The organism is Microaerobacter geothermalis, from assembly GCF_021608135.1.
Lineage (GTDB): Bacteria > Bacillota > Bacilli > DSM-22679 > DSM-22679 > Microaerobacter > Microaerobacter geothermalis.
Window position 1 is genome coordinate 1 of the sequence record NZ_JAKIHL010000021.1, and the last position, 13,981, is coordinate 13,981.

At 40.4% G+C, this 13,981-nt stretch carries 15 protein-coding genes; 5 read left to right on the forward strand and 10 right to left on the reverse strand.

Going from position 1 to position 13,981, the window contains the following annotated elements:
* Window positions 1-424 precede the first annotated feature (424 nt).
* Window positions 425-2,572, forward strand: a complete 2,148-nt coding sequence (locus L1765_RS09080; RefSeq protein WP_236406478.1) for a cell division protein FtsA — start codon at window positions 425-427, stop codon at window positions 2,570-2,572.
* A 421-nt stretch (window positions 2,573-2,993) separates the two neighbouring features.
* Here the strand turns inward: L1765_RS09080 and L1765_RS09085 are convergent, their stop codons facing one another.
* Genes L1765_RS09085 through L1765_RS09095 form a run of 3 tightly spaced genes read right to left on the reverse strand, consistent with a single transcriptional unit; the run spans window position 2,994 to window position 4,021 of the window.
* Window positions 2,994-3,383, reverse strand: coding sequence for a DUF309 domain-containing protein (locus tag L1765_RS09085; protein ID WP_236406479.1), 390 nt, complete (start codon window positions 3,381-3,383; stop codon window positions 2,994-2,996).
* Between the two features lie 33 nt (window positions 3,384-3,416).
* Window positions 3,417-3,770: a VanZ family protein gene (locus L1765_RS09090; protein ID WP_236406480.1), complete on the reverse strand. Its 354-nt coding sequence runs from the start codon at window positions 3,768-3,770 to the stop codon at window positions 3,417-3,419.
* 56 nt (window positions 3,771-3,826) lie between these two features.
* Window positions 3,827-4,021 (reverse strand): hypothetical protein, encoded by a 195-nt coding sequence (locus L1765_RS09095; RefSeq protein WP_236406481.1) that lies wholly within the window; start codon window positions 4,019-4,021, stop codon window positions 3,827-3,829.
* Between the two features lie 170 nt (window positions 4,022-4,191).
* Between L1765_RS09095 and L1765_RS09100 the strand changes: the two genes are divergently transcribed.
* Both L1765_RS09100 and L1765_RS09105 read left to right on the forward strand, forming a co-directional pair.
* Window positions 4,192-4,281 (forward strand): YjcZ family sporulation protein, encoded by a 90-nt coding sequence (locus L1765_RS09100; RefSeq protein ID WP_236406482.1) that lies wholly within the window; start codon window positions 4,192-4,194, stop codon window positions 4,279-4,281.
* 162 nt (window positions 4,282-4,443) lie between these two features.
* Window positions 4,444-5,148 (forward strand): S1C family serine protease, encoded by a 705-nt coding sequence (locus L1765_RS09105; RefSeq protein WP_236406483.1) that lies wholly within the window; start codon window positions 4,444-4,446, stop codon window positions 5,146-5,148.
* Between the two features lie 7 nt (window positions 5,149-5,155).
* Here L1765_RS09105 and L1765_RS09110 read toward each other — a convergent pair whose 3' ends face one another.
* The gene (locus L1765_RS09110) at window positions 5,156-6,946 is read right to left on the reverse strand and encodes a M3 family oligoendopeptidase (protein WP_236406484.1); all 1,791 of its coding nucleotides are present in this window, start codon (window positions 6,944-6,946) and stop codon (window positions 5,156-5,158) included.
* 221 nt (window positions 6,947-7,167) lie between these two features.
* On the opposite strand from L1765_RS09110, the gene L1765_RS09115 reads away from it, so the two are divergent.
* Both L1765_RS09115 and L1765_RS09120 read left to right on the forward strand, forming a co-directional pair.
* Entirely contained in the window at window positions 7,168-7,698 is a 531-nt protein-coding gene (locus L1765_RS09115; RefSeq protein ID WP_236406485.1) for an IMEF encapsulin system ferritin-like cargo protein, read from the forward strand.
* A 15-nt stretch (window positions 7,699-7,713) separates the two neighbouring features.
* The gene (locus tag L1765_RS09120) at window positions 7,714-8,562 is read left to right on the forward strand and encodes a family 1 encapsulin nanocompartment shell protein (protein WP_236406486.1); all 849 of its coding nucleotides are present in this window, start codon (window positions 7,714-7,716) and stop codon (window positions 8,560-8,562) included.
* An 80-nt stretch (window positions 8,563-8,642) separates the two neighbouring features.
* On the opposite strand, the gene L1765_RS09125 is transcribed toward L1765_RS09120, so the two are convergent.
* The 6 genes from L1765_RS09125 to L1765_RS09150 all read right to left on the reverse strand — a co-directional run bounded on the left by L1765_RS09125 (window position 8,643) and on the right by L1765_RS09150 (window position 13,981).
* Window positions 8,643-9,107: a hypothetical protein gene (locus L1765_RS09125; RefSeq protein ID WP_236406488.1), complete on the reverse strand. Its 465-nt coding sequence runs from the start codon at window positions 9,105-9,107 to the stop codon at window positions 8,643-8,645.
* Between the two features lie 121 nt (window positions 9,108-9,228).
* Window positions 9,229-10,470 (reverse strand): LL-diaminopimelate aminotransferase, encoded by a 1,242-nt coding sequence (locus L1765_RS09130; RefSeq protein WP_236406489.1) that lies wholly within the window; start codon window positions 10,468-10,470, stop codon window positions 9,229-9,231.
* A 126-nt stretch (window positions 10,471-10,596) separates the two neighbouring features.
* Complete coding sequence (locus L1765_RS09135) at window positions 10,597-11,142, reverse strand: CdiA family toxin C-terminal domain-containing protein (protein ID WP_236406491.1); 546 nt, start codon at window positions 11,140-11,142, stop codon at window positions 10,597-10,599.
* A gap of 195 nt (window positions 11,143-11,337) precedes the next feature.
* Window positions 11,338-11,964, reverse strand: a complete 627-nt coding sequence (locus tag L1765_RS09140; RefSeq protein ID WP_236406493.1) for a nitrite/sulfite reductase domain-containing protein — start codon at window positions 11,962-11,964, stop codon at window positions 11,338-11,340.
* A gap of 67 nt (window positions 11,965-12,031) precedes the next feature.
* Window positions 12,032-13,048: an ABC transporter ATP-binding protein gene (locus L1765_RS09145; protein WP_236406494.1), complete on the reverse strand. Its 1,017-nt coding sequence runs from the start codon at window positions 13,046-13,048 to the stop codon at window positions 12,032-12,034.
* A 12-nt stretch (window positions 13,049-13,060) separates the two neighbouring features.
* Window positions 13,061-13,981: an ABC transporter permease gene (locus L1765_RS09150; RefSeq protein WP_236406495.1), complete on the reverse strand. Its 921-nt coding sequence runs from the start codon at window positions 13,979-13,981 to the stop codon at window positions 13,061-13,063.

Consider the following 13,981-nt stretch of genomic DNA (forward strand, 5'->3'; position numbering starts at 1 on the left):
CTGTTACAACAGATAGGTCATCCTTCATCCCTTAATGGCCCTAATAGCTTGTATCGTGAATGAAATCAAGGGCGAGCGACAGCGAGGGCTTTGCCTTTACCCTTGATGAAATGAGCGATACAAGCTAGCATCCCTCAAGGGATGAAGAACATCTAAAAAAGTGACAGAATCACTGACGTTTTAATATGACATTTTCACTGACGCTTGACACATTTAAATTGCGATTTGGACAACATTGCCTGATCCTGAAGTCTCGGAATCATCTTTAGAGGATTTTTCCCTTACAATATAGAATTTATATAAAGGTTTTTCCCGTATTTTATGGAAGGAATCTTAGTTCACTTATAAAATCAAGAAACCAGAGATAAGTCGTAGTTATTTTCAATGGGTAAACTTATGAAAGTGAAATAAAGGAGATGGACCCATGTCAACTGGAATGGACCGTTTATTCGCCCTTGATATAGGAACTAGAAGTGTTGTCGGCCTTGTACTGGAGCGAAAAGGGACACAACAATTTAAGGTGCTGGGCTGTGAAATAGAAGAGCATAACGAAAGATCCATGTTGGACGGTCAAATTCATGATGTCATTGCCGTGGCTTCTGTCATCCAAAAAGTAAAGAATCAGCTGGAGAAAAAATTAGGACCCCTTTCGGATGTCGCAGTAGCTGCTGCCGGTCGTTCATTAAAAACGACCCGGTCTGTCATTTCAAAAGATATTAAAGGAAATCCAATTATGAACAAAGATGATGTTCTTACATTGGAACTGTCAGCAGTCCAACAGGCACAAGCCCAATTGGCCAAAGAGGAAGACCTTCTTCCGTCGACCCAATACTATTGTGTGGGTTACAGTGTCGTCAATTATAAGCTAGATGGCGAGATCATCGGAAATCTGATTGATCAAAGGGGTAATGAAGTCAGCATTGAGGTCATTGCCACTTTTTTGCCCAGGGTGGTTGTAGATTCTCTGTTAGCTGCTCTTGAAAGAGCTTCTTTAAAAATGAAGGCATTAACCCTTGAACCGATCGCTGCCATTAATGTGCTGATTCCACCTTCCATGAGAAAGCTGAACATTGCCCTTGTGGATATAGGGGCAGGAACTTCCGATATCGCAATTACTTCCGATGGAACGATAACCGCCTATGGAATGGTTCCTGTCGCCGGAGATGAAATTACAGAGTCTATCAGTCAAGCTTATTTATTAGACTTTCCCGTTGCCGAGAAATTAAAAAGGCAAATACAATCCAAGGATGTTCTGAAGTTTGTTGACATCCTTGGAATGGAACATCATTTAAAAAAAGATGAGATGCTTTCTGCCATTGAAAAAGATGTTCTTGCATTGGCCAAGCAAATCTGCCAAAAGATCATAGAGTTAAATGGAAAGGCTCCCCAGGCGGTCATGTTGGTGGGAGGAGGCAGTCAAACTCCTCTTTTGCCTGGAAAAATGGCCGAGATTTTAGGTCTTCCGGAGAGCAGAGTAGCGGTTAGGGGAGCAGATGCCATCCAATCCATTATCGGCAAACATCGCAAACTGCAAGGACCTGAAGCGATAACACCGATAGGAATCGCCGTTGCCGCTGAAAAACATCCGATCAAGTATATGACTTATCATGTGAATGGGGCCCAAATCCGTGTCTTTGATTTAAGGCCGATTACCGTTGGTGAAGCTCTGCTTTATTCCGGATTAGATATGAGAAAGCTCCATGGAAAACCGGGGATGGCTTTGAGTATAACCGTAAATGGAAAAATTCGAATTATCCCAGGTGAACACGGAACACCGCCGGTTATCGAGAAAAACGGAGTGGCTGCTTCTTTGGATGAGACCGTTCAAAACGGGGATCAAATGACCGTGGAACCTGGTCGAGATGGAAAAGATGCTTCTGCGACCTTAAAAGATTTTATTACTGAAATTGACACCTTAGACGTTTTTCTCGATGATAAGCCGGTATCGGTTCCGCCTCTCTTTTTGGTAAACGGAAGCAGACAAGAACTCTCCTATTCTTTGCAGGACAGAGATGAAGTCACCATCACCTTTCCAAACCGCTTATTGGACGTATTGGAACACTTGCAATTATACTCATCGGATATGATGAAGAAAAACTGGATGGTAACGGTAAATGGGAAAACAATAAATCTCTACCACCAGAAGGTTCTTGTTTTGTTAAACGGCAAGGAAGTTCCACTAACCGTCAGAGTCCGTCAAGGGGACCGCATTCACTTGAAAAAAAACCAACAAGTTCCCCTCATTGGAGATATTCTCAAACAGGATGAATGGAACACTGGAGTCATACACATCACGTTTAACGGAGAGCCTTTATCCATTAACAATTCCAACTGCCTTATAAAAATGAATGGTAAAGCCGTTTCTATCGATACCCCCATTGAAGAGGGTGCCAACATAGTTATAGAAACCGTTCAAAAGCCCGCCATTTTCAGTGATGTATTTCGCTATGTAGAAATTGAATCACCTGAAATTCATTCAGGAAAAAAAATGATTACATTGGTCAACCAGCAGCCAGCAAGATTTGATACGGAGATAAAAACAGGGGATGTGTTGGAGCTTCGGTGGGAATGAAGACAGCCTGCTACAAATATGCGGCAGGCTGGGGCTTAGCACCACTTTTCTCGTTTGGCTGGTTGGAACTAATAAATTTACTAACATCGAAATACCCAAATGCTTTGGAGGCTCCGTTCTTTGCTCCCGAAGAGGACTTTGATTACTTCTCACAGAACCCGACTCGCTGACGTGTAAATTCATTAGTTCAATTGGCCTTATTCGTAGCGATTTGCCATCGAGCTAATGTGGGTTAACTTATTGATTTATTCTTTTCTTTGCACGGTTCACACCAATAAACATCCATGCTAAAAGTATCAGTGGCACAGCAAAGGATCCGATTAGACCACCTAATGCAATGATTTGATCTGAACTCATAAAACCACCCTTTCTTTTACCTTCCCCTATCTGATATTTATTATTAATTAAAACATATATTTATTTATCTGTCTATAATTCGGGGAAGGGGACACACGGGTATTTCGAAAAAGTTCAAATTTTTGTCAAAAATTCGAATCACATCGTTTGGCAATTTCTGAAGCAAATCTTGCAACCAACTCATCACATCCTGAACATTAACTCCCATATATTCCGGGAGAAAGGAGTGCAGATATTGTTGAGCCGATACAGCCAACTTCCGGGCGCCAGCAATCTTCCCTCTGTTTAACTGATGCATGATAGCCGCAATTTGAATTAAACCATGATAAAAATCGTTTTCCCTTTCTTTCTGCCACACTTCTTCCAACACTTCGTGGGCTTCCCAGTATTCTCCTATATGATAGTGTTCAAAAAACTTTATATATCCTTCTGGATAAGATGAATCATGAGTCAATGAAAACACCTCCTCAGCCCTATGATACGTCCTTCATATTTTTCTTTTCCAAAAGCGAACCGTTATAACAGCTAACGCGGCGCCAATGGTATCATTCATTAAATCGAAGAGATCGGGACTGCGGGAGGGAACAAAAGATTGATGCCACTCATCGGTGATCCCATATAAAAAGGAGAGAAATACAACCACGAATGGAACCCATTTTTTCTCCCTTTTCGGCCATAGGGCATAGTAAAAAAGAAGCCCTAGTATGAAATAGGCAATGAGATGCCCCCAATCAAATTGCGTAAAAAAGGGGAACATACTTTGTAGTTCCCCGCCTGTCCTAGAGGAAAGATAATAGATGACAGACATCCAAATCACTGATGGAATCCACCTTAACCACATGGCTGCAACCTCCTGAATGATGAACCGTGTATTTCCACCATTAAGTATACCTTTCCCTATGAATAATTTCCATTCACTTTGAAGCATTCACCGCAAACTACAACTTTTTTTGATTTTCCTCTTTCATCTTCCACATGATATCCGCTGAGTGTCGGATGGCCGCAGTAAAGACAATCCAAAGAAAAATCCATGTCATATGCAGCCTTCCAGTTAATCGGTTGAAAAACGGTTCCTATCATGATTTGCTCCACATCATTCCCTCCTTTTATCTTTCAATATGCCCATTTTTCAGAAAAATAGAACACAGCGCCCATTATTGTAAGAAATAGGCAAGTGCCGTTTCCTACATAACAAAATGCCATATGATATACTGTGAGCACTTTAGGCTTACCAATCACAAACTGCACAAAGGAGGAAAAAAATGAGCGGAGGAATTTTTAATGGATTAGATGAGTTTGGTTTAATCCTCGTGCTGTTTATCCTATTAGTGATCGTTGGTGCTTCTGACTAATGTCTCATTAGAAGGAAGGGGGACCTAAGTCCCTCTTCCTTTTTTTTGGGATTTATGCACAATAGCCACTATGCTGCTAAAGATGGGCAAATGCCAAATAGCGAGACATTAGCCTTTCACATAAGATATCAGGTGAAACCACAAGCTAAGGGAGTGAATCTATTGAAACGGAAAAAAACTTATCAAAGTTTCTCCATGGCTTCCCTTCATCCAGCCAATTACTTTGTACCTATTATAAAAGAAGTAAAACATAGTATTGTTTCGATAGAAACCGAGGAATTGGCGGGCTTATCTTCTTTTGATGATCGCTTATTAGAACTTCTCTTTCCAGGTTTAGAACTAAAAAATGCTCCATCCAAAAGCTTTGGGACTGGATTTATCATCCATCCCGCAGGATATATATTAACGTGTTACCATGTCGTTGAAAAAGGGGAAGAAATTCTTGTAAAGCTTGCAAATAAAAGCATCCTGAAAGGGAAACTAGTTTACGTCAATAAAAATCTGGATTTGGCTATGGTGAAAATTCCAACAAAAACATCCCTTCAACCCATCTCATTGGGTGAGTCAAGTTTATCCCAGGTTGGTGAATGGGTTATCGCTGTCGGATCTCCGCTGGGATTGGATAATACAGTGACCACCGGTGTCATTAGTGCAAAGAACCGACCATTGAAAATCGGCAAAAGAATGTATACCGATATAATCCAAACGGATGCGGCGATTAACCCAGGAAACAGCGGTGGACCGTTAATCAATATCTTAGGTGAAGTGATCGGTATCAATGTCGCCATCATCAGACCCTCACAGAGTATTGGTTTTGCTATTCCCATTGATAGCATCAAACCCTACATTCGCCAGTTTTTACCATGAATGATCTTTATTCTGTCAAACGCAAAAACTCCCTCACATCAGATGCCACTATGTCAATGGCACTCTGCCAGAAATCTGGCTTTGTTAAATCTACACCGAGATGGCGGGCTGCGAGGTCTTCCACCTTCATCCGTCCGGTATCTCTTAAGAGAGAAACATATTTCTCTTCAAATGCCGATCCCTCCTGCAATGCTCTGGCATATATACCAGCACTAAACAAGTACCCAAAAGTGTAGGGAAAATTATAGAAAGGAACTTCGGTAATATAGAAGTGAAGTTTAGATGCCCAAAAATAGGGGTGATAGGTTTCTAAAGAATCCCTGTATGCTTTTTTCTGAGCTTCTTCCATGAGCTCGTTCAATCGTTCCACACTGACAAGTCCCTTCTTCCTTTCTTCATAGAAACTTAATTCAAAGATAAACCGAGCATGTATATTCATTAAAAAAGCAATGCTGTTTTGTATTTTATCCTCCAGTAAATTTATTTTTTCTTCAGTAGTTTTTGCATGTTTCACACTCGCATCAGCCACAATCATTTCTGCGAAGGTGGACGCTGTTTCAGCCACATTCATGGCATAGTTCTGAATCATTTGGGGAAGGTCATTCATCACATGTTGATGGTAGGCATGCCCCAATTCATGGGCTAACGTGGATACTCCTGATGCCGTGCCACCGTAAGTCATAAAAATTCGCGATTCTTTTGTCAAAGGAAAACTAGTACAAAACCCTCCTGGGCGTTTTCCTGGACGGTCCTCCGCTTCAATCCAACGCTCTTGGAAGGCTGTCTTGGCAAATTCCGCCATTTTTGGACTAAAACGATGAAATTGATCTACAATCAGTTGGGCCGCCTTATCGTAGCTGATTTTGGGGGATTTTCTGCTTAATGGAGCATCCAGATCATACCAACTACAATGATTAAGCCCAAGCAATTTTGCTTTTCTTTGAAGATAGGATACAAAAATATCCTTGTTTTGATCGATTGTTTTCCACATGGTATTTAAGGTTTGTTCGGTCATCCGATTATAATCCAATGGTTCTTTTAGTATCGAATCCCATTTGCGGTTTTTATATAGATTGATTCGAAATCCAGCCAAGTGGTTCAAAGCATGGGCACATAGTTCCGCATCCTTCCCCCATGCTTCTTCCCATTTTTTAAAGATCTCTTTCCTAACGTCACGATCTCCGTCAGACATTTTATTTTGAGCTTGACCAACAGATAAGTCTACCTTCTTGCCGTCTTGTTCAAATGGAATACTTATTCTACCGACAACGGTATTATATAATTCTTCCCATGCATGATAACCGTCTACAGCTAAATCATTAACCAATTTTTCCTGTTCATGGGGCAGTTTTTCTTTAGCAAGGGTTCGTCTTTCTTCCAACGGAAAAGATATAGGTTTTATATCATTTTGCTCCAATAACTCTTCCCATACATCCTGGGGAATGGATAAAATTTGATGATCTAAACTAGTTACAAGAGATGCAAAAGATGATGAGATCTGCATGAGCCTACCCAATAAAAGTTTTGCCTTTTGATCTTTTACATTTTGTGCAGTTAAACAGGAAACAAAGGCTGAAGCTTCTCTGATCCGCTTCTCCAGATCTTGTATACGATCTAAGTTATTGCTCCATTCCTGAGCTTCCTCCATATTTTGAGGTACTTTTTCTCCTGATATTTTCTGTTGAAACAACAAAAGATCTTCTTCAAGTTGTTCTAAAAATCCCTCTAATTTTTCCGATTCACTTCCACCGGGGAAAATGTTTTCCAATTTCCATGTTGGATTTAATTCGTTTAGCATTCCTTCAACTCCTTTACATTTTTTAAATATATCATTGTATCTCTTTGACAGCCCTATCAATTATTTTATCAATAAATTCCAAATCATGATATGGAATAGTGGTTGAAAAATACATATTCTTCTATAACCTGGTGAACATAAAAAGAAAAACAAACCTTGAATAGTAATAATTACAAACGTATAATAAAAGTGGACAAGTAAATTTTGGAAGGGGGCTTACCATGGGAGACTTTCAAGCACTATCTGATATCTTTACTCGGACCAAGGATCATGTTGTTCAATTTATGGATATGCTTCACCCCGTCATTGACCAGGCAGAGGATGAACATGAACGCTTATATTTTCATCACATCCTTGAAGAGGAAGAACACCGGTTTGACCGGTTAAATGAACTTTTACCCAAGCTTAGAGACTACGTGAATGGACATCATGAACCGCGGGATTATGTCCGTCTCCTTCAAGATATTAATCTGGAGAAATTTGGACTTCATAACTTTTTGGAACACCTTGATTTAGCTTTATTTCATTTTACCGACGAATCTCGTCAGCAATTTTTGAAGAAATTAAGAGATATTACCCACGATGACTATCAATTTGTTAAAGCTGTTTTAGATCATTTAAGTGATGATATCCCTTTTACGACCCAATCGGCAGAGGAAAAAATTCACGAAAAGGAAGAACGGTTGGCACCTGCAACAGAACAAACGGGGTATCGAAAAGGATTAACGATTGGAAGTTTGATTGGAAAATAAAAGGAGGAATGTGACGTGAGTAAAACACATATTTATGGAGATTCTCCTCTCTCAGAGAAGGATTGGCACCGATTGGATGAAACCGTTGTTGATATGGCGAAGAAACAACTAGTTGGACGCCGTTTTATTCCCATATACGGCCCACTTGGACAAGGAATCCAAAGTGTCGCTGTGGATATTTATGATGAGCAAACCGGAGGTTCCCTTGATTTACGGGGGGAAAGTTCTAAAATTACCAACCCAACCAGACGGATTCATTTGACCATTCCATTAATTTATAAGGACTTTATCTTATATTGGAGAGATCTTGAACAGGCAAAAACCCTACATCTCCCTATTGATTTAAGTGCTGCTGCCAATGCTGCTGCCCAGTGTTCCCTTTTGGAAGACTCCTTAATTTTTCATGGCTCCGACGATTTTGGCCTTCCCGGCCTGATGAATGTAAACGGCCGTTTAACTCATATCCGTGGAGATTGGATGGAATCAGGAAATGCATTTCAAGATGTGGTAGATGCAAGAAATAAACTGCTTCAGCATGGACACACAGGGCCCTATGCCATGGTGGTATCACCCGAGTTATACTCCCTTCTTCATCGGGTACACAAAGGAACCAACGTATTGGAGATTGAACACGTTCGGGAGTTGATTACTGAAGGGGTTTACCAATCTCCTGTATTGAAGGCTGGCACTGGTGTGATCATGTCTACCGGATCACATAATATGGACCTGGCCATTGCAGAAGATATGGATACCGCTTATCTTGACCATGAAAATATGAATCATGTATTCCGTGTTTATGAAGCCTTGGTTCTCAGAATTAAACGGCCCACATCCATTTGTACTCTGGAACCGTTAGAAGGCTAATCATCTGCGTTAATAAAGCGGTAGTCAATTTACGTAACATTTAAGCCCTTGCCATGAAGCGAGGGCTTTTACATTAATTACTATGCAATTCTGATGACCTTTCCGTTACAACATTCAACTTTGGAAATTTCCAAGGAATTTGCTGCTTCTTCCCCAATATCTTCGACGATGGCTGCCAATTCCGCTTTAAAGGTTTTGGTATGACATCCTTGGTTCACTTCACATAATCGTTTTAAGTATTTTAACTTCTCCTCAATTTTTTGCTTTTTATAGGAAGAATTTTTCATATCTTTTATATATTTGTGTGTAGGTTGGACAATGATACTGATGTCATCAATGTTTACGATATAGCGTTTTCCTTCTGTTGTGTAGAAACCCAATGTACAATGAATGGTTCCAGTTCCTGAAATGCTAATGATCACAGGATTAGAAAATTCCTCCCCTGATCTCAGCTTAATTTTTTCAGCCTCTATTACTCCACCCAACTTTCTTTCATTGGAAAGAACTGTGTCAATGTCAGGCAAACCGTTTACGTCATATAACATTTCCAACCCTCCACTGATACTAATTATCAATTTCATTTTACAGGAATAAATGCCGAATGGTCAACGATAAAAAGTAAAAAATTAAAAAATAAAAGAAAGGGTTGTCCACCCTTTCCAGATATTAAAATTCAAATTCAGTTTCAGTTAACCGTTTTTTGATTTCACCTATTACCCGCTTTTCTTCTTCAATTCCCTTGGCCTGGAATGTGACGGAAAATCGAACAAAATGTCCGGCATCATCCCAAGGAACAGTAGAGATCAACTTTTCTGTAATCAAATATTGGGAGAAATCCTCTGCCGATTCAAAACGGCGACCTCCTTTAATTCCTTTCGGAATTTCAACATACAGATAAAAGGAACCCTTTGGCTTTTCCACATCAAAGCCGACTTCCCTTAATGCCTCAACCAACATATCATGGCGTCTCGAATATTTGGCGGAAATTTCTTCTGTAATCTCAGGATGTTCCAGTGCGTGAACCGCCGCTTTTTGAATCGCCATAAACTGACCGGAATCATAATTATCCTTTACCGTTGCAAATCCCTTAACAATTAATTCATTCCCTACGACAAATCCCATCCGCCAACCAGTCATGTTGTATGCTTTAGAAAGGGATTGTATCTCTGCCCCCACTTCCTTGGCTCCGTCTACGGACAAAAAGCTTAAGGGTTTTTCACCATCAAAGGTTAACGCAGCATAGGCAGCATCATGAATCACGATCACACGGTTTTCTCTGGCAAAATGAACTACCTTTTCAAAAAATTCCCTCGTAGCGCTCGCCCCGGTAGGATTGTTGGGATAGTTTAAATATAATAGCTTTGCCCGTCTCTTTTGATCTTCTGTGAGGGTATCCAAATCGGGCAGGAAGTTATTTTCCTTTAATAGCGGGAGATTTACCACTTCCCCTCCCAACCATTTGGTATGGGTGCCCATCACAGGATAACCGGGTACTGTCATAATCGTGATATCACCTGGATTGATAAATATTTGAGGAATCATGGCCAGGCCAGGCTTTGAACCAATGGTATGGTTCACTTCCGTTTCCGGGTTAATCCCTTTTACACCAAAAATCTCTTCCATGTATTTGGCTGCGGCCACCTTAAATTCAGGGATGCCATTATCGGCGTAAAACCGGTTTTCAGGTTTCGCAGCCTCTGTCTGCAATGTCTCAACAACACCAGGAAAAGCCATTTCATCCGGTTCACCGACACCCATATCAATCAATTCCACATCAGGGTGAGCCTTCTTGGCTGCCATTTTTGCTCTTTTTATTTTTTCAAACTTATAAAGAACGGTATCTTTTCCAAATTGATTTCCACCAATACGTTCTGCAAACAATTGCTGAATATAACTTTCTTGTGACACAACTTCCAACTCCTTTTTATTTTAACTCCAATAATAAAACAATTTTACAGAAAAAATGGCATTTAGCCAACACCTTAAATTTAACTTGTAGGGTCAAGGATGTTTAGTTCCGCATCAATAGGAAATTCAGTTTTTCCATAATTTATCTTTTATTTTTTCCAGGATCTGATTTCGGTCCAACTTCTCTTGGAAAATTTCATATTCTCCCCGTTTAAAAGGGGGAAGCAGCATAGTCGCCAGATCAATATCGACTTGTCGAAGCTCCCCCTTCTTAAATTTAAGATGGCTAAAATACACCAGTCTGCTTTGAAACGAATCCATGTTTAAAACTTCTGACCAAACTCGAAGTTTTTGATCTATATCTAGATGGGAGCACGATTTGAATAAATGTTCCCCTTCCTCCATTACCCAAAAATATTCAGCAAGCCTACTTGGAATCCTAATTTCTTTTTGTTCCCCCTCAATGAAATGTTTAAAATAGATTTCCGAAGCTTTTTCCAAATATCCTTCCATCTCTAGAACCCCAAATTTTACTCCTCTTTCGATGGCTTTCTCGACAGCTTTATTAGCCCACTCCACCAATTGTTCATCGGAATATTGTGAGTATAACTGGAAATGAGATTTTAAGTAAGAAACATACTTTTCCTTTGTTTGGACTAATTGATCTTCCATTTCATTCACCTCACAATGATTATATGTTCTTTCCCGGATTTATTTCTCCGTTCTGATGATATTATACATGACCTTCTAGTATGTGTCGTTAAGAATAAAACCGCAATTGTGAGATGTGATCTTGGACAAAAAAAGCTTCGATCTAATTGACCGAAGCTTTTTTGTCCTTTGATTTTAATAAGCAAGAAATGTAATTTACGATACGCTGTGAATGATCTTTTTAAGATGATCGATGCCCACACGATTAACAAAACGTGAAAATTTTTCTCGCTTTTTCCCATGCTGCTGGAAATATAGGATTAGCTCTTTCACAACATCTATTAGCTTTTCTTCCGGCACACCGATTGCAAGTAATTGGCCAGTATGAGCGTTTAAGGTCTTAGCTTCTCCCCCTACGTAGACATCAAAAACTTCTTTATTTTTCACAACCCCAATATCCTGCAGTAACGGCTCACCGCAGGCATTGGTACAACCGGTATATCCAACCCTTAAAGCACTGGGAGCTTCCATACCAGCTATAGCTTTATTTAACGCCGCGGCAACATGAAGTCCTTCTTCCTCAGCACCTTGACAAAAACTGCAGGTTTTTAAACTTTTTACGTAAGGACCAACGGGGTAAATTTGTAGACCCGCTTCTTTTAACTTTTTTGTTACTTCTTCCACTTGATCCTCGTTCATTTCTACATACAATTGCTGAAAAGAAGTCAGTTCAATTTTAGCATTTTTTCCAACAATTGAACCTAATAAAGCTAATTGATCAGGCTTAAATAAACTTCCTCCCACTTCAAAACCAGGTGTTACAGCAAATTTTTTCATAGACATAAATCAAACCTCCATTCATTAATACAGTTTGAATACATTTCTGATCTATAAGCGTTCAAGTTTGTACCTATGATACCTTCTCAGAATGAATGGGTATTTCTACCTTTGGTGCCCTTGGGTCAAGAAGCCAACAGGCTGCACGGTGATGTTGGGAGAGAACCCACTGATCAGGATTGTATTGCTCGCACACATCCATGACATATGGACATCTATCAGAAAAGGCACATCCAGATGGTGGATGGGATAAATCCGGAGGGGTCCCTTCAATGGCCCTCAAAGGTTGAGCATCATCATTATCTAATCTAGGTACGGATTGAAGTAGCCCCCAAGTATAAGGATGTTTAGCCCGATAAAAAATATCTTCTACCGTTCCGCTTTCCACCACCTTCCCCGCATACATCACCATAACCCGATGAGCGAAATTGGCCACCACTCCAAGATCATGGGTAATCAATATAATGGACATCCCCAATTTTTTTTGCAAATCCCTTAGCAGATCTATGATTTGAGCCTGGATGGTCACATCCAGCGCTGTTGTTGGCTCATCTGCAATCAATAATTCCGGTTGACATACTAAAGCCATGGCGATCACAATCCGTTGTCTCATCCCTCCACTTAATTGATGAGGATATTGTTTGCATCTTATTTTTGGATTTGGAATTCCAACCATCTCCACCAATTCTACTGCTTTCGCCATCGCTTGGTGCCTTGACATTCCCCTGTGAATGATTAGTCCCTCGGCAATTTGTTCTCCTACTTTCATGGTAGGATTGAGAGAGGTCATTGGATCCTGAAAAATCATCCCCATTTTAGAGCCCCTTAGCTTGGCCATTTCATTTCGGTTTAGCCTGGTTATATCTTTTCCATCAAAAAGGATAGAACCTTTAGTAATACTGGCAATGCCCTTCGGCAGAAGCTGCATAATACTTTTTGCCGTCACAGACTTCCCACATCCTGATTCCCCTACAATGGCCAAAACCTCCTGTCGCTCCAAGTGAAAGGATACCCCTCTCAGTGCATGGACTTTTCGGGAATGGGACTGAAATTTAACATTCAGATCACTAACTTCTAATAACGGAGCCATGTTTTCCCCTCCTTATCTTCTTAATCGGGGGTCTAAAGCATCCCTTAAACCGTCTCCAAGTACATTAAATGCGAACATCGTTAATGAGATAAAAAAAGCCGGGAAAAATAATCGCCATATTTGACCGGTTAAAAGGGTAACCAACCCTTCGGATGTCATCGTTCCCCAACTGGCCAATGGAACAGGAACCCCCAAACCCAAAAAACTTAATGTTGCTTCTGCAAAAATGGCATTTGGAACGGTTAAAGTCATATTTACAATAATAGGGCCCATACAGTTAGGGATCAAGTGTTTAAATAAAATGCGCCGGGATCCAGCACCGAGAGTTTTGGCTGCCAGTACAAATTCATATTCCTTTAATTGAAGAATTTGTCCACGGACCAATCGGGCCATTCCGATCCACCCTGTAGCAGTCATCGCAATAATAATGGTAAATAATCCCGGTTTCAAAACAACCATTAATAAAATCGTTACAAGCAAGTGTGGGAGCCCATATAAAACATCTACAATTCTCATCATCACTTCGTCAGTTTTACCGCCCTTGTATCCGGCTATCCCTCCCCAAATCACTCCAATCAGCAAGTCTATAAGGGCTGCGGCAATTCCAATGAAAAGTGATATTCTTGCTCCCACCCATGTTCTGGCAAACATATCACGCCCCAAATCATCGGTCCCAAACCAATGGGTTGAAGACGGGGCTTCATCTGCCTCCAGCAAACTTTGATCAGAGTAGGAATAAGGGACAAGGTAGGGACCAATTACTGACAGCAGAATTAATCCTATAATGATAAAAAAACCTAACATTGCTAACTTATTTCTCTTTAGTCGAAAAAAAGCATCTTTCCAGTAAGACAGACTGGGTGCAACGGCTGCTTTTGGTTTTTCAGACCCTCTTTCTTTAAAGCGAAATAAGTGATCTGGGATCGTTTGCAT

What these genes read in the sequence shown, in the direction of transcription:
- L1765_RS09080 (WP_236406478.1), top strand. Translation starts at nt 425, where the DNA reads ATGTCAACTGGAATGGACCGTTTATTCGCCCTTGATATAGGAACTAGA.
- L1765_RS09090 (WP_236406480.1), bottom strand. Translation starts at nt 3,770, where the DNA reads ATGTGGTTAAGGTGGATTCCATCAGTGATTTGGATGTCTGTCATCTAT.
- L1765_RS09100 (WP_236406482.1), top strand. Translation starts at nt 4,192, where the DNA reads ATGAGCGGAGGAATTTTTAATGGATTAGATGAGTTTGGTTTAATCCTC.
- L1765_RS09110 (WP_236406484.1), bottom strand. Translation starts at nt 6,946, where the DNA reads ATGCTAAACGAATTAAATCCAACATGGAAATTGGAAAACATTTTCCCC.
- L1765_RS09115 (WP_236406485.1), top strand. Translation starts at nt 7,168, where the DNA reads ATGGGAGACTTTCAAGCACTATCTGATATCTTTACTCGGACCAAGGAT.
- L1765_RS09125 (WP_236406488.1), bottom strand. Translation starts at nt 9,107, where the DNA reads ATGTTATATGACGTAAACGGTTTGCCTGACATTGACACAGTTCTTTCC.
- L1765_RS09135 (WP_236406491.1), bottom strand. Translation starts at nt 11,142, where the DNA reads ATGGAAGATCAATTAGTCCAAACAAAGGAAAAGTATGTTTCTTACTTA.
- L1765_RS09140 (WP_236406493.1), bottom strand. Translation starts at nt 11,964, where the DNA reads ATGTCTATGAAAAAATTTGCTGTAACACCTGGTTTTGAAGTGGGAGGA.
- L1765_RS09145 (WP_236406494.1), bottom strand. Translation starts at nt 13,048, where the DNA reads ATGGCTCCGTTATTAGAAGTTAGTGATCTGAATGTTAAATTTCAGTCC.
- L1765_RS09150 (WP_236406495.1), bottom strand. Translation starts at nt 13,981, where the DNA reads ATGCAAACGATCCCAGATCACTTATTTCGCTTTAAAGAAAGAGGGTCT.